General features: G+C 67.8%; 8 protein-coding genes. 4 read left to right on the top strand and 4 right to left on the bottom strand.

Annotation, left to right across the window (positions count from 1 at the left end; genetic code table 11):
• Together metX and EET10_RS05820 are read left to right on the top strand one after the other, a co-directional pair.
• Positions 1 to 1,152, top strand: coding sequence for a homoserine O-acetyltransferase MetX (gene metX, locus EET10_RS05825; protein ID WP_063467581.1), 1,152 nt, complete (start codon positions 1 to 3; stop codon positions 1,150 to 1,152).
• Entirely contained in the window at positions 1,149 to 1,880 is a 732-nt protein-coding gene (locus EET10_RS05820) for a class I SAM-dependent methyltransferase (protein ID WP_036399367.1), read from the top strand. Before metX ends, EET10_RS05820 begins: the two co-directional genes overlap by 4 nt.
• A gap of 101 nt (positions 1,881 to 1,981) precedes the next feature.
• On the opposite strand, the gene EET10_RS05815 is transcribed toward EET10_RS05820, so the two are convergent.
• Positions 1,982 to 11,722, bottom strand: coding sequence for a type I polyketide synthase (locus tag EET10_RS05815; RefSeq protein WP_122501962.1), 9,741 nt, complete (start codon positions 11,720 to 11,722; stop codon positions 1,982 to 1,984).
• 498 nt (positions 11,723 to 12,220) lie between these two features.
• Entirely contained in the window at positions 12,221 to 13,663 is a 1,443-nt protein-coding gene (locus EET10_RS05810) for an FAD-binding oxidoreductase (RefSeq protein ID WP_036398220.1), read from the bottom strand.
• A gap of 207 nt (positions 13,664 to 13,870) precedes the next feature.
• Here EET10_RS05810 and EET10_RS05805 point away from each other — a divergent pair, with 207 nt between their 5' ends.
• Entirely contained in the window at positions 13,871 to 14,263 is a 393-nt protein-coding gene (locus tag EET10_RS05805) for a DUF732 domain-containing protein (protein WP_036398222.1), read from the top strand.
• Between the two features lie 3 nt (positions 14,264 to 14,266).
• Here the strand turns inward: EET10_RS05805 and EET10_RS05800 are convergent, their stop codons facing one another.
• Both EET10_RS05800 and EET10_RS05795 read right to left on the bottom strand, forming a co-directional pair.
• Complete coding sequence (locus EET10_RS05800) at positions 14,267 to 14,560, bottom strand: DUF3017 domain-containing protein (protein WP_063467583.1); 294 nt, start codon at positions 14,558 to 14,560, stop codon at positions 14,267 to 14,269.
• The gene (locus EET10_RS05795) at positions 14,557 to 15,414 is read right to left on the bottom strand and encodes a bifunctional methylenetetrahydrofolate dehydrogenase/methenyltetrahydrofolate cyclohydrolase (protein ID WP_063467584.1); all 858 of its coding nucleotides are present in this window, start codon (positions 15,412 to 15,414) and stop codon (positions 14,557 to 14,559) included. Before EET10_RS05795 ends, EET10_RS05800 begins: the two co-directional genes overlap by 4 nt.
• A gap of 39 nt (positions 15,415 to 15,453) precedes the next feature.
• Here EET10_RS05795 and EET10_RS05790 point away from each other — a divergent pair, with 39 nt between their 5' ends.
• Positions 15,454 to 16,638, top strand: coding sequence for an NADH:flavin oxidoreductase (locus EET10_RS05790; protein ID WP_063467585.1), 1,185 nt, complete (start codon positions 15,454 to 15,456; stop codon positions 16,636 to 16,638).
• The last annotated feature ends 22 nt before the right edge of the window (positions 16,639 to 16,660 follow it).

The following is a 16,660-nucleotide window of genomic DNA, read 5'->3' as shown; positions in this document are numbered from 1 at the left end:
GTGACGATCTCCGACGTGCCCACCCAGACGCTGCCCGCCGAAGGTGAGATCGGTCTGGTCGACATCGGCCCGCTGCGCCTGGAAAGCGGTGCGGTGATCCACGACGTCTGCATCGCCGTACAGCGTTGGGGCACGTTGTCGCCCAACCGCGACAACGTTGTGGTGGTGCTGCACGCCCTCACCGGTGATTCACACATCACCGGACCCGCCGGGCCGGGGCACCCCACCCCCGGTTGGTGGGACGGGGTGGCCGGGCCGGGCGCGCCGATCGACACCGACCGCTGGTGCGCGGTGGCCACCAATGTGCTGGGCGGTTGCCGCGGCTCCACCGGGCCCAGTTCGCTTGCGCGCGACGGGAAACCCTGGGGCTCAAGGTTTCCGACGATCACGGTACGCGACCAGGTGGAGGCCGATATGGCCGCGCTGGCCGCGTTGGGCATCACCCAGGTGGCCGCGGTGGTCGGTGGATCCATGGGCGGGGCTCGTGCGCTGGAATGGATTGTCGGCCACCCCGACCGGGTGCGCTCGGCGCTGCTGCTGGCCGTCGGCGCGCGCGCCACCGCGGACCAGATCGGCACGCAGACAACCCAGATCGAGGCCATCAAGGCCGACCCGAATTGGCAGGGCGGCGACTACCACGACACGGGCCGCAAGCCCGAGGCGGGGCTGAAGATCGCCCGGCGCTTTGCCCACCTGACCTACCGCGGCGAGACCGAACTCGACAACCGGTTTGCCAACCGCGGTCAAGACGGCGAAGACCCCGCCGACGGCGGACGCTACGCGGTGCAGAGCTACCTGGAACACCAGGGGGACAAGCTGTTGTCCCGATTCGACGCCGGTAGCTATGTGGTGTTGACCGAGACCCTCAACAGTCACGACGTCGGTCGTGGACGCGGCGGGGTCGCCGCGGCACTGCGCGGGTGTCCGGTGCCCGTCGTGGTCGGTGGTATCACCTCCGACCGCCTCTATCCGCTGCGCTTGCAACAAGAACTGGCCGAGTTGCTGCCCGGCTGCGCCGGGCTGCGCGTTGTCGAGTCCGTCTGCGGGCACGACGGCTTCCTGATCGAAATGGAGGCTGTCGGCGAATTGATCCGTCAGACACTGTATTTGGCTGATCATCAAGCCGACTATCGGGGCGTGCGTCCATGGTGACCCGGTCCAGCCAGGACCCATCGCTGTCATTCGGTTCGGCAGCAGCCGCTTACGAACGGGGCCGCCCCTCTTATCCACCGGAAGCCATCGACTGGCTGCTGCCGACCGGTGCCCGCAAAGTCCTTGACCTGGGTGCCGGTACCGGCAAACTGACCACCCGGCTGGTCGAGCGCGGTCTGGACGTGGTGGCCGTAGACCCGATTCCCGAGATGCTCGAGGTGCTGCGTGCCTCGCTGCCGGAAACGCTGGCGCTGCTGGGCACGGCGGAAGAGATTCCGTTGGACGACAACAGCGTCGACGCCGTGCTGGTGGCTCAGGCCTGGCATTGGGTGGATCCCGCGCGCGCCATCCCCGAGGTCGCGCGGGTGCTGCGGCCGGGCGGCCGGTTGGGTTTGGTGTGGAACACCCGCGACGAGCGGCTGGGCTGGGTCCGCGAGCTGGGCGACATCGTCGGGCGGGACGGCGACCCGGCGCGTGACAAGGCGACGTTGCCCGAACCGTTCACCGACGTGGAACGTTTTCAGGTCGAGTGGACCAATTACCTTACGCCGCAAGCACTGATCGATTTGGTGGCGTCTCGCACCTACTGCATCACCTCACCGGCGAAAGTCCGCACCAAGACACTCGGCCAGGTGCGTCAGTTGCTGGCCACTCATCCGGCCCTGGCGAATTCGGCCGGTTTGGCGCTGCCGTACGTTACGGTGTGTGTACGGGCAACGCTGTCCTGAGGATCGGGTGGCGTTGCGGCGCTTGTGAATAGCAACGCCGGGAGCGGCAAAGCTAGCGCGACGGCTGGTGAGCCGAGCCAACCTCACGCGAAAGCGTAAGACTAGCAATCGATCTCGGCATTCAGATCGAATTCGGCCAAGGTGTGCGACACCAGCTCCCGCAGCTCATCTGTGGTATTCGAGCGACCGACAATATACGCAGAGACTCCGATACGCATCTTCCCGCGGCTGCGCCCCGAACTCAGCAGCATTCGTCCGCCCGTGCCCTCGAGTTCGTTTCTGGTGATATTGGGCTCGATCTGTCGCATGTACGACGAGTCGGCATCGGTGCCGTCGGGACGGTTGGCGGCCGGGGGCAGGTCACCGACATTGGAGCACGTGACGGGAAGGCCGGGACCACCCGCCGCCATCCCGAGGAGCCTCCTGGCCACCCACGTCGGTGTCACCGCTGCCAGCGGGAGCGGTGCCAGTAACTCGTTGTCGGAATCCTCCATCGCTTCGAGGACGGCTCGGGTGATCTTGGCGTGCATTTCCCCGAGGTTCCTCGCCGCGTGCTCCGGGTCGACGGCCACGTCGACAGCGGTCAGCGCATTGCCGCGGGTATCGCCTTCGGTCCGAAGCGACACCACGAATCGTAGGGTGACCGTTCCGTCGTCCTGAACCCGTCCGGCCCGCACCGCGAGCCTGCAGGCAACCCCGCCTACAAGCGAGTTACTGTTCGCGCCAAGCCTTTTCGCACAAGCATCCCATTCCGCCAGATCGATGCATGCGGTCACGGCGGGAACCTCCACCGTCTGGTCGCCGCCGGGCGTCCTCCGGGAAGGCGGTGCCGCTTTGATTGATGACCGGAACTCCTCGCGATCCCGCCGAAGCCTTCGCACCACGCCACCCACAGCGTGCACTACGTCGGGCAGTTCCTCGACGGTTTGCCGGAGATCCGCTCGCAACGCCCGCCTGAGGGTGCGCGATCCCGCGGGCAGATAACCCAGATCTCGCGTCCTGCCCTCGGCCGCGTCGACTATCGCCTGGCCGAAAGCGATCGCGTCGACCACCGCATGCGAGGCCACCAGACTTATCGCCGTCCCGCCGTCCTCGAGCGGTAACACGCCGAGATGCCAGGCCGGCCCCCACTCCGGATCGATGGGTAGGCGCGCCCGCTCGTCGACCCACGCGCCCAGATCGGCGCGCCGCCGCGGCGTCGCGGCGAAGTCAATCTCCGCCGGCGCCGGCGCCAACACCCAGTGATCACGGGCGAACGGCACCGGCGATCGTTCGATCCTGCGGCCCAACAGCCCGCGTCCGAGATTGCGGTGAAAACGCCGCAACCCGTCAACGTCGACGGCGCGGTCGTAGATCCATGTCACCTGCAGCAGCGACACGTGTCCCGCCCGCAGCCCGAGGAACGCCGCTTGATCCAGGTAGGCGAGCCGATTGTCCACCGTCTCGGCGCCACCCGCGGCGACCTCCGCCGCCGGACCCGCGGGCGCAGCGGTGACGCTGAGCAAACCGGCGAGGTGGGCGGCGAGCATCGCGGGGCTGGGGTGGTCGAAGGTGACGGTGGCCGGCAAGGCTACTCCGGTTTGGGCCGACAGGGTGTTGCGCAGTTCGAGCGCACTGAGCGAGTCGATGCCGAGGTCCTTGAAGGGCTGTTCGGGATCCATTGCTGCCGGGTCCGGGTGGGCCAGCACGGCCGCGGTGGCGGTGATGACCAGGTTGGCCAGCATGTCGTGCTGTCGCTCGGGGGCCAGCCCGGCCAGCCGCGCAGCCAGCGCGCGGGAGTCGGCCGCGGCGGCCTGAGGCCGGGCGGTGATCAGCGCGGCCAGGATCGGAGGCAGGCTGTTTTCCCGGGCCAACGCCGCCAGCGCCCGGGTGCTGAGCGGGGCCGGGATCAGATTGGGGTGCTGCTGGGCAAGGGCGGCATCGAACAGGGCCAAACCCTGGCCGGCGGTGATCGGGACCATCCCGCTGCGGGTCAGACGGGTGAGATCACGCGACTCGAGGTTGCCGGTCATCCCGGAGGAGGGCTGCCAATACCCCCACGCCAGACTGGTAGCCGCCGGGCGGTCGAGGGCCAGGGCGTCGAGGACGGCGTTGGCGGCCGCGTAGTTGGCTTGCCCCGGGGCGCCCAGGACAGCGGCGGCCGAGGAGAACAACACGAACGCGGCCAGCTCGGTGTTGGCGGTGAGTTGGTGCAGGTACCAGGCACTGTCGGCTTTGGCGGCCAGCACGTTGTCGAGCTGTTGTGGGGTGAGCTGGCTGGTCACCGCATCATCGAGCACTCCGGCGGCGTGGATGACCGCGGTCAATGGGTGCTCGGCGGGAATCGAGCCGATCAGGGCGGCCAGCTCGGTCGGGTTGGCACAGTCGCAGGCGCTGATCGTGACATCGGCACCTAAATTCTGAAGGCGCTCGGCAAGCTCGACCGCTTCGGGCGTTCTGGCGCCGCGCCGCGAGGTCAACAACAGCCGTCGCACACCGTAGCCGGTGATCAGGTGTTCGGCGAACAGCCCGCCGAGCATGCCGGTGCCCCCGGTGATCAGCACCGTGCCCTGCGGATCGAGCACCGCGGGCGGGGTGAGCACGATTTTGCCGGTGTGGCGGGCCTGGCTCATGTCGCGGAATGCCTGGGGGGCGCGCAGCAGCCCGTAGCGCGTCACCGGCAGGGGCGCGATCACCCCGGTGCTGATCAACTCGCGCACCCCGGCCCAGGCGCGTTGCAGCTGTTCGGGGGTGGCGGCGCTGAGGTCGTAGACGTGATAGCTCAGGTCCGGATGAGTCTGTGCGACGTCGGTGGCTGCCCGGATGTCGGTCTTGCCGATCTCGACAAAGCGCCCGCCCGGGGCCACCAGGCGCAGCGACGCGTCCACGAATTCGCCGCGAAGACTGTTCAACACCACGTCCATGCCGCGCCCCCCACCGGCTGCGGCGAAGGTGTCACCGAAGTCCAGGGTGCGCGAGGAGGCGATGTGATCCTCGGGTATGCCCAGCCCGCGCAGGATGTGGTGCTTGGCGGGATGAGCGGTGGCGAACACCTCGGCACCCAGGTGCGCTGCGATGCGGATGGCGGCCTGGCCGACCCCGCCGGCAGCGGAGTGGATGAGCACCCGCTGTCGGGCCGACAGCTGCGCGATGTCGATCAAAACGCTGTACGCGGTGATATACGCGGCCGGAACCGAAGCCGCTTGCGGGTAGGACCATCCCGGCGGGACGGCCACGACGCTGCGGTGATCGGTGGTGGCGGCGGGGGCGAACGCGTTGTTGGGGAACAGCCCCATCACCGCATCCCCCGGCGCGAAATCCGTGACGTCGGCCGCCGTGTCGATGACCACACCGGCCGCTTCCGCGCCAAGGCCTTCATCGCTGATCGCCGCCAGGGCGACCACCACGTCATGGAAATTCAGGCCGGCGGCGCGGATCTGCACCCGGATCTGACCCGGGCCCAACGCCGTCGGCGCCGGGGTGGGAACCAGGGTCAGGTTCGCCAAATCCCCGCGACCGGTGGTGATCAGCTGCCAGTGCGGTGTCGGCGGCGGGGTCAACGCCCGCGCCGGGGTCAGCCGGGGAATATGAGCGATACCGTCACGCAACGCCAGTTGCGGCTCACCGCTGGTGCCGGCGAAGGTGGCCAGCAGGTGCAGCGCGGTGTCGGCACTGGTGGCGGCGTGGTCGGTATCGACCAGCCGGATCCGGCCCGGATACTCGTTTTGGGCGCTGTGCAGCAGCGCCCACACCGCGGCCTGCGCCAGATCCGGCGCCCGGTCATGGGGGCTGATCGCCACCGCGCGAGCCGTCAGAACCACCAACACCGTGCCGGACGTGTCCGGGCGGGCCAGCCACGCCTGCACGCCGGCCAGCACCCGTCGGGTCAGCACATGAATGCTCGATACGGCATCACCGTCATGGCCGGGACGTTCCGGCAGCGCCAACGACCACAACACCACCGGCGGGCATGGCCGCACAGCATCCAAATCGGGGCGTACCGGGCCGTTGCGCAGGCTGGTCGACAGCGCATCGAGATCTTCGGCGACCACCACCCACTGCGGCAGCTCGGCCGCTGCGGCAGCATCGGTGGACAGGGGCGGCCAGGCCAGCTCCCACAAACCCTGAACGGACGGCGCCGCCGTCGTGGCTGGTGTAAGAGTCGCCGTGTCGGGCAGGACCCGCACCACGACCGTGTCGATGCTGATTACCGGCGCGCCGGCGGGATCGCTGGCCTGCAGGGTGAAGGTGTCGACGCCGGTGCGGCTCAGCCACACCTGAAGCCGGGTGGCCGCGGTTGCATACAGGGTGACCCCGCTGAACACGAACGGCAGGCGCACCGCCGCCGGCTCGGCGTCCGCCCCGACGCCCAGGGCGGCGGCTATGGGCTGCAGCGCGGCATCCAGCAAAGCCGGGTGGATCCCGTAACCGGTGATATCGGTCCCGGCAGGCAGGGCCACCTCCGCGTAGATGTGGTCGGGGTCGGCCGGCTCGTGGCCGATCCCGCGTACCGAGCAGAACGGCGGATCGTAGTGCAGGCCGCATTCGGCCAGTTGCTGATAGAAACCGTCAACATCGATAGCCGTCATCGGTAATGCCGGGATGGGTGGTTCACCGGCAGCGGTTTGCTCGGAGCCGAGGATTCCGCTGGCGTGCAACACCCAGCCCGCCTCGGCCCGATGGTCGCTGCCGGTGCGGGAATGGACGGTGAACGAGCGTCGCCCGCCCCCGTCGGGGCCGGCCACGCTGATCTGGATATCGGTCGGGGTGTGTTCGGCGAGCACGAGAGGGGTGTGCAATATCAACTCGTCAATGACTGGACACCCCACGTAATCCCCGACCCCCAACAAGACGTCGACAAACCCGGTCCCGGGCAACACCACCACGTCACCCACCCGATGGGCAGCAAGCCAGCCCTGCGAACCGACAGCCAACCGACCGGTGGCCACAACCTCGTCCCGATCGGCCAATGTGGTGATCGCCCCGAGTAACGGATGCTGCGGTTGATCCAGCCCCAGGCCGGCAGCATCGGTGCTGGATCGTGGGGTCAGCCAATACCGATGGTGTTGGAAGGGATACGTCGGCAGCTCCACCGTGCGGGCGTGGGGATACACCACCGACCAGTCCGGGCTACGACCATGAACCTGCAGCCGGGCCAGCGTGGTGGTCAAGGCGTCCAGGTCGGGGCGCTCGCGATGCAGGGTGGGAAGGACCGCCGAGCCAGAACGCCCGGCAGTGCCGGCCAGGGTGTCGGCGATCGCCGGGGCCAGCACCGGGTGCGGTGATACTTCTACAAACACCTGCTCAGCAGCGGCCAGCAGATGTCGGATGCTGTCGTAAAACCGGACCGGTTGACGCAAATTGGCATACCAATAGTCGGCGGTCATGGTGGTGGTGTCCAGCGGCTGGTCCGACATGACGCCGTGCACGGTGGAATACAGGGCGATCCGCCCGGGTTTCGGGGTCAGCCCAGCCAGCTCCTCAAGTAGGCGCTCGCGCAACGGTTCGACCTGACCGCAGTGTGAGGCGTAATCGACTGGGATGGAACGGATCTGGACGTTGTCTCCCTCGCAAGCCGCGACGAACCGCGCCATCGCGGCGGGACCACCGCTGATGATGGTCTGGGTGGGTCCGTTGACCGCAACGACCGCCAATGCATCACCGTAAGGCCCCAGCCGCGCAGCCACGTCGTCAGCGGCCAGCAACACCGATGCCATCGCACCAGCCCCGGCCAGATCCGCGAGGGCCGAGCTGCGCAGCGCCACGATTTTGGCGGCCTGCTCAAGGGTGAACACCCCGGCGACATGGGCGGCCGCAATCTCGCCTTGAGAGTGTCCGATCACCGCGTCCGGTTCGATCCCGTAGCTGATCAAAGTGCGGGCCAACGACACCATGACCGCGAACAACACCGGCTGGACCACATCGACGCGATCCAGGGAGGGGGCGCCTGGCTCACCACGAAGCACCGCACGCACCGACCAGCCCGTGCAGGCACCCAGGGCCTGATCACACTCGTCGAGCGCGGCGGAAAACGCGTGGTGCCGGCCGTAGAGCTCGGCGGCCATACCGGGGTACTGGCCGCCCTGGCCGGGGAACACGAACACGGTTTTGGCCGCCGACGTCGCGCGTTGGTGGTGTTGGATCAGGTGGGGATGTGGTTGATCGGCGGCTAACGCTTCGAGTGCCGCCAGCAGCTCGGTCCGGGGATCGGGGCTGTCGGCCGGCACCGTCAGGACGGCCCGGTGCGGGTGGTGGCTGCGGGTGCTGGCCAGGCTGTAGGCCACGTCGGCGAGGTCCAGGTCGGGACGGCGGACCAGCAGTTGGTGTAGCCGGTCGGCCTGCGCGCACAACGCGACGCGGGTGCGCGCCGAAACCGGCCACATTGGCAATACGGGCAGCCCGAACTCAACGCCGTCATCGGTGCGCCCGGCTGAGGGTCGGGTGTCAGCCGGGATGGGGGCTTGCCGCAGGATGAGATGCGCGTTGGTGCCGCTGATCCCGAACGAGGACACGGCCGCGGTGCGGGGATGATCGGTGACCGGCCAGGGCACCGGTCGGGTGAGTAGCCGGACGGTGCCGGCCGACCAGTCGATGTGCGGGCTGGGGCGATCGACGTTGCGGGTCGGCGGCAGGCTGTCGTGGTTGAGGGCGGCGATCATCTTGATCATTCCGGCGACACCGGCGGCGGCCTGGGTGTGACCGATGTTGGATTTGATCGATCCCAACCACAGCGGGTGCTCCGGCCCACGCGCGGCACCGTAGGTGGCGATCAGGGCGCCGGCCTCGATCGGGTCGCCCAGTGTGGTGCCGGTTCCGTGGGCCTCGACGACGTCGACCTCGTCGAGCCCGATACCGGCATTGGCGACGGCTTGGGTGATGACGCGCTGCTGAGCGGGCCCGTTGGGGGCGGTCAACCCGTTGGAGGCACCGTCTTGGTTGATCGCCGATCCCGCGACGACCGCCAGCACCGGGTGGTTGTTGCGATGTGCGTCGCTGAGCCGTTCCAGCACCAGTACCGCGGCCCCTTCGCCCCAGCCGGTACCGTCGGCAGCGGCCGCAAATGCTTTACAACGCCCGTCGGCAGCTAACCCGCGTTGCCGGGAGAACTCGGTGAACACTGCCGGCGTGGTCATCACGGTGACGCCACCGGCCAGGGCCAAACTGCATTCCCCGTTCCGCAGCGACTGAGCCGCCAGATGCGCGGCCACCAGCGACGACGAACAAGCCGTGTCAACGGTGATAGCCGGGCCCTGTAAACCCAACGCATAAGCGACCCGCCCGGAGGCCACACTGGTGGACGTCCCAGTCATGGCGTATCCCTCCGCGCCATCAGAACCGTTCCCGCCATACTGCTGGGACCAGGCTCCGACGAACACCCCGGTCTCCGAACCGACCAACGCGGCCGGGTCAATTCGGCTGGTTTCCAACGCTTCCCAGCACACTTCCAGCAGCAGCCGCTGCTGGGGATCCATGGTCTGGGCTTCCCGCGCCGAGATCCCGAAAAACTCGGCGTCAAACCCGCTCGCATCGGCCAGAAACGCCCCGGCACGCGTGTAGGTCTTGCCCACCGCATCAGGGTCGGGGTCAAACAAGTCCGCCAGGTCCCAGCCGCGGTCGGTCGGAAACTCCCCCACGGCCTCGGCGCCGCCGGCCACCAGATCCCACAGTGCCGCCGCCGAATCCGCGCCCCCGGGGAACCGGCAGGCCATCCCCACGACTGCTACCGGTTCGTTCGTCGCCACCTGTGGCTGCACCGGCGCAGCCACCACAACCGACCCGCTCAGAAGCTGGCCCAGGTGGGTAGCCAACTCGGCCGGGGTGGGGTAGTCGAAGGCCAGGGTGGGTGGCAATGCCAGCCCGGTGACCGTCTTGAGGCGGTCAAGCAATTCGGTGGCTTTCACCGAGTCAAACCCCAGGTCCTGAAATGTGCACTCGGGGTCGATGTCCTCTGGGCTGGGATAGCCCAGCACCGTTGCCGCCTGCTCGCACACCATCCCGAACAGCAGGTCGTGTTGCTGCTGGCGCAGCGTACGTAGGCGTTGTGCCAACGTCACGTCGGCCCCGGCGCTGGCAGCGGTGTCAGCAATATCTGGGTCCACGCGCTTTTCTCGCCGACGGCTCTGCCCGTCCAGCCGGGTGAACTCATCGCGCAGGTACAGCTGTAGGCAGTCCCGTCGCCGGACCTTGCCGCTTGTGGTCAGCGGAATCGAATGAGGTGGAACCAGAACGAGATCCGCCACACTCAGGCCCTGCGACTTCGAAATCTTGGAGGTGATTTCCCGCCTGACGACACTCATCAGCCGCATCGCCTCGTCGGAGTCGCCGCGCGTCTTGAATTCGACTATCGTGACCAGCTTTTCGACGCCGTCGTCGTCGGGAACCGCGATCGCCACACAGCGGCCTCCGGTGATCTCCTGGATCGTCGCCTCGATGTCGTCGGGAGAGTGGTTGCGGCCGTACACGATCAGCAGATCCTTGATACGGCCGATGATGAACAACTCGCCTTCGGAGACGACGCCCAGATCACCGGTCCTCAGCCAAGGCCCTGCGGGCGTTCCGGCCGACGGTGCGACCAGGGTTGCACCGAAGGTCCGTTCCGTCTCTTGCGGTTTCTGCCAATAGCCCGTCGAGACGTTGTCACCATGTACCCAGATCTCACCGACGGCGCCCTCCGGACACTCGATACCGGTCTCTGAGTCGACGATGCGCACCATCGGCGAGCGCGGCATGCCGTAGCTGACCAGCGGTGTGCCGTCTCCGCCGGCGCACCGCTGCGCGCGGCCGGCGGTCAGTTCCTCGGTTTTGAAATTGACAGCCAGCGGTGGTTGATCGCTTTCGCGGGTCGCCACGTACACCGTGGCTTCCGCCAGCCCATACGAGGGCCGCAACACCTTGGGGTCGAGGTTGAACGCGGCGAATCGTTTGGCGAAGCGCCGCAGCGTCGCGGGTTGTACGCGTTCGGCACCACTGACAATGTTGCGCACGTCCCCGAGGTCGAGCCCGGCCATGTCGTCATCTGATGTTTTTGCCGCCGCCAATTCGAATGCAATGTTGGGCCCGCCGGTGAATACGGAGCTGTTACTTGCCGTCAATTGCATCCACCGCGCCGGTCGTTGCAAAAACGACCCCGGGCTGGTCAGCACTCCCGCAAAGCCGCCCAGAATCGGGATCGCAATTCCCAGGACCAAACCCATGTCGTGAAAGAACGGCAGCCACGACACGACGGTGGTGTCCGGCGGAGCGACCTCGCCGCGGTCCCGATACAAGCTGGACAGAATTTGCTCGACGTTGACGTGAATGTTCTTGTGCGAGATCTCAACTCCCGCCGGCGTACGGGTAGACCCCGAGGTGTACTGCAAATAGGCGATGTCTGGTCTAGGCGAGGCTTCGTCAGCGGGTCCGCTCGGGGAGTCCAAGTCCAGCAGATCAACCTCGATCAGCGACGGCGCGCCGCGGTCGCGGGCTTCGGACCTGACGCATTCGGCGATGGTGCCGGCGACAGCCGACGTCGTCAGAATCGTCGACGGCGACGCGTCGCCCAGGACGGCACTGACCCGCTCATCGCTGGCGCCACCCAGCGGCATCGACAACGGAACCGCGATCTGACCGGCCTGCAGTGCGCCCAGAAACGCCAGGACATACTCCAGTCCTTGCGGTGCCAGTATCACCGCGCGGTCACCGGTTGACCCGCGGGCGCGGAGCTGTTGTGCAACGTTGCGCGTCCGCCGGTACAGCTGCGACCACGTCAGACTTTGCGCAACGCCCGCCCGGTCCTGCTCGTAGTCGACAAACGTGAACGCTGTCTCGTCAGGCCGCAGACTGGCACGTTCCTGCAGCACGGCGGGAATCGAGTTCTCACGCACAGCTAAACGATAGGGGACGAGTAGACAGGCCGTCCGGAGAACCGACGCAGCCCAGAACAAGCCACTTTCGGACGTAATCGGGTGCCGCGCCGTCGCCGAACGCGCCGCGGCCTGGATCGCCGGGGTGCTCGACAACAGTGTCCACGCGTTGGGCCGGCGCGGTGTCCACGCACTGCAGTCGGGCAGCGTTTGGGCCGAAGTGTCGCGCCGGCGCGGTGTCGGGTTCCAGGGCGCTGGCGTGACCGCGGCCAGTTGACGGCACCTGTTGTGTCCGATGTCGCCGGAATGCCAAGACCGAAGCCGGAAAATCGGCACGCAGCTGACCAGCCAAGCGGGTCACAGTGGCCACACCAGCATCACCGAGGTGTTCTGTATATGAGCCACCACCTGCGCGTGCGTCTGGTGTGCAGGCGCCCACCCCCGACCCTGGCCGCGACCACCAACGTAACCCCGGTCGGGCTGAAGTCACAGTGACACGGCCGATTTGACGAATGACAGTTAGAAGCTGAGACCGGAGTACATCAATCGGTTCGGGTCGTATCGCTGCCGGATCTCGGTGAGCCGCGACAGGTTCGACCCGAAGTATCGCGACGGCGTGGTGTTGGGTTCCAGGTAGTTGACGTACGCTCCGACCGAAAACTGTTGCACCGCTTGATGTGCGGCGCTTAGCCACTTGTTGGCGACGGCGGCTTGCCCGCTGTTGGGCGTCTCGACGTACCATTGCGCGACGGCGGATTGCCGGCGCCACGGAAATGCCGAGCCACTCGGATCGATATCGCCGACCGCGCCGCTGAGCGTGTCCACGATCACCGACGCACGTCCCGAGGCCGGCGGCCACTTGCCCAGCGCTGCGACAATGGACTGTGCCGCAGCCGAATTCACCGTGCCGATGACGTCGGACCCGGCCACGAAGGCCCGCGGTGAACTCGTCGAGCTGCCGCCGGCCAGATACATCACCAGGTCCATATGACTCAGCGTCTTGTGCTCGACCCCGGTGGGCTGGACACCGACCGCGGAGGTGATCGCGTTGGCCACCGCGGGGCCGGATCCCGCCGGGCACGTTGCCAGCACATGGCAATTGGCCTGCGACGCGCTGACCGACATGTCGACCAGGCCCCAGGTGTTGCGGTCGGCTGCCGCCAGCCAGGTCTGCCAGCCGGTCAGCACCTGGGCCGCCGACGACGGGGCGAAGTCGACGCGCACCACGTCGGCATCCGCGGTGGGGAAGGTCGCAAACGTCATCGACGTCGTCACCCCGAAGTTGCCGCCCCCGCCGCCCCGCAACGCCCAGAACAGGTCGGGATGATCGTCGGCGGATGCGGTGACCGTTTCCCCGCTGGGCAACACCACCGTCGCTGACCTGAGCGCATCACAGGTCAGGCCGGCGTGGCGGGAATCGGCGCCCATTCCACCGCCGAGTGTCAGCCCGCCCACGCCGACGGTCGGGCAGCTGCCGGTGGGAATCGCGCGGCCGGCGCCGGCCAGCGCCTGCTGCACCGCATACAGATCGGTCGCGGCCGGCATCGTGACGTTTCCGGTGGCACTGTCGAAATTCACGCCGCCGGTCAGGCCGCGCAGATCGATCACCATGGCGCCGGCCGCGGCCGAGGCGCCGATGTAGGAATGCCCGCCGCCGCGCGGGGCGATCTTGAGCTTGTTGGCGGCCGCGAACGCGACCGCCTTCTCGACGTCGGCCTGCGAGGTGACCGTGACCACTGCCGCCGGGTTCGAGCCGTTGTAGAGCGCGTTGAAAACCTGCTTGCCCGACGTGAACGAGCCCCCGCTGTCCGGCAGCAGCACCCGGCCACCGATCGAGGAGGCCAGACCGGTCCAACCGCTGGACGGATCCGCAGCCGCCCGCACGTGCCCGAATACCGCCGATGTCGCCAACGCTCCCACCGCGCCGCGAAGGAACGCTTGCCGAGAAATCATGGGCCGCATTGTCAATCAGCGCGGCGGCGAAACCGGTGAGGTGCGACGTGTCGTGGCACAGTGTGACGCGATCGTGTCGTTGAGCCCGTGCTGACAGTAGAAGGCAAACCTTTACGCGGTCGTGTTCGAAACGTGACGGCCGTGCACCAAGGTTCGTAGGGAAACCTGAGTGTGCCCGAACGGCCTGGTGCGCTCCGATACGAATGGGGAGCAGACATGAAAACATGGCGCCATCAGCCACTCACGACTCGCCTGCTGGCGGGGTCCGCGGTGCTTCTCACCGCGGCCGCGGCATTGGCGGCACCGGCTGAGGCCGGCACGATCGACGACGCCTTCATCAACGCGCTCAACCAGGCCGGCGTCAACTACGGCGACCCGGCAAGTGCCGTGGATTTGGGCCATTCCGTGTGCTCGACACTGGCCCGACCGGGCGGGACGTTCAACTCGGCGGCAGCGACCGTCGTCGCCACGGGCACCGGCATGCCCAAGCCGATGGCACAAATTTTCACCAGCATCGCCATCTCGACGTATTGCCCGCAGGCGATGACCGACGTGGCGACCGGCAACCTGCCGGGTTTGCCGCAGATACCGGGGATTCCCGGGTTGTAGGTTTCAGCCGGTGCCCAGCGGGTCGATCGTTGACGCGATATAGACCATCGCGGCCCCCACCAGCGCCATGGTGATGAAGTCTGTTCCCTTGCTGCGCACCGCCAGCAGGCCGGCCAGCTCGTCGGACAACACCAGCCGCAGTGCGGCCGCCACGCCCACACCGATCCCGATCAGCAGCGCACCACGGCGCCAAAAGTTCGCCCCCACCAGCACGAACGCCACCACGAAAATCAGCCCTACGAGCAGGATCGGCCACTGCGCGCGAAACGTGTGCGCCAGGACGGCCCGCGCCGTCATCGTTGCTCGGCCAGCTCGACGACGTTGGTCAGCAGGAACGCCCGGGTCAGCGGCCCCACGCCACCCGGGTTCGGCGACACGTGACCGGCGACCTCCCAGACATCGGGGTGTACATCGCCGACCAGTCCGTCGTCGGTGCGGCTGACTCCGACGTCGACGACCGCGGCGCCGGGGCGCACCATGTCCGCGGTCAGCAGGTGCGGCACCCCGACGGCCGCGACGATGATGTCGGCCTGCCTGGTCAACGCCGACAGGTCGCGGGTTCCGGTGTGGCACAACGTCACCGTCGCGTTCTCGGAGCGGCGGGTGAGCAGCAGGCCCAGCGGGCGGCCGACCGTCACGCCGCGGCCGATGACCACCACGTGCGCCCCGGCCAGCTCGACGTCGTAGCGCCGCAGCAGGTGCACGATGCCGCGCGGGGTGCAGGGCAGCGCCGCCGGGGTGTTGAGCACCAGCCGGCCGAGGTTGGTGGGATGCAGCCCGTCGGCGTCCTTGCCCGGGTCGACGCGCTCCAGCGCCGCGTTCTCGTCCAGATGTTTGGGCAGCGGCAGCTGCACGATGTAGCCGGTGCAGCCGGGGTTGGCGTTCAGTTCGTCGATGGTCTCGTTGAGCGTGGCGGTGCTGATGTCGGCGGGCAGGTCGCGGCGAATCGAGGTGATACCGACCTTGGCGCAGTCGGCGTGCTTACCCCGCACGTAGGCCTGCGAGCCGGGGTCGTCACCGACCAGGATGGTGCCCAAACCGGGCGGGCGGCCCGACGCGGACCCGGACGAAGTCAGAACCGCCACCCGCCGCTTCAAGTCCACAAAGATCTCGTCGCGGGTGGCTTTGCCGTCCAGCGTGATTGCGCCCACGGCAGACAGTGTGGCACGTCCGCCGCGTACGCTCCTGACATGGCCGATGCCCCCGACGTGTTCAGCCCGGCCAAGCTGGGCCCACTGACGCTGCGCAACCGCGTCATCAAGGCCGCGACCTTCGAGGCGCGCACGCCCGATGCGTTGGTGACCGACGATCTGATCGAGTACCACCGGCTGCCGGCGGCGGGCGGGGTCGGTATGACGACGGTCGCGTATTGCGCGGTCTCCCCCGGCGGCCGCACCAGTGGCGACGGGATGTGGATGCGCCCGGAGGTGGTGCCGGGGCTGCGCCGGCTCGCCGAGGCCGTGCACGCCGAGGGCGCGGCGGTCAGTGCCCAGATCGGCCACGCCGGGCCGGTGGCCGACGCACGGTCCAACAAGGCGACCGCGCTGGCGCCCGTGCGGTTCTTCAACCCGATCGCCATGCGGTTCGCCAAGAAGGCGACCCGCGACGACATCGACGACGTGCTGGCCGCGCACGCCAACGCAGCTCGCCTGGCCGTCGACGCCGGCTTCGACGCCGTCGAAATCCATTTAGGCCACAACTATCTGGCGAGCTCGTTTCTGTCGCCACTGATCAACCGGCGCGACGACGAGTTCGGCGGGTCACTGGAGAACCGGGCCAAGGTCGCACGCGGATTGGTACTGGCCGTTCGCCGCGCCGTCGGACAACAGATCGCGGTGACCGCCAAGCTGAACATGGCCGACGGCATCCGCGGCGGCATCACGACCGAGGAAGCGCTGACCACGGCGAAGTGGCTGCAGGACGACGGCGGGCTGGACGCGCTGGAACTCACCGCCGGCAGTTCGCTGGTCAACCCCATGTACCTGTTCCGCGGCGACGCGCCCGTCAAGGAATTCGCCGGCGCCTTCAAGCCGCCGCTGCGCTGGGGCATCCGAATGACCGGCCATAAGTTTCTTCGCGAGTACCCCTACCGCGACGCCTATCTGTTGCGCGATGCGCGGCTGTTTCGCGCCGAGTTGTCGATGCCGCTGATCTTGCTGGGCGGAATCACCAACCGGGAGACCATGGACCTGGCGATGGCCGAGGGATTCGACTTCGTTGCCATGGCCCGGGCGCTGCTGGCCGAGCCCGACTTGGTCAATCGGATCGCCACCGACGGGCAGCGGGCCCGTTCGGCGTGCACGCATTGCAATCTGTGCATGCCCACCATCTACAGCCGCACCCGATGTGTCGTGACCGGCGCGCCCGACCGCTGACGATGCACCCGTGTCGAAAACA

Origin of the sequence: Mycobacterium pseudokansasii, assembly GCF_900566075.1 — a bacterium.
GTDB lineage: Bacteria > Actinomycetota > Actinomycetes > Mycobacteriales > Mycobacteriaceae > Mycobacterium > Mycobacterium pseudokansasii.
Note: the sequence above shows the minus strand (reverse complement) of the source record. Positions and strands in the feature narration are given on the sequence as shown.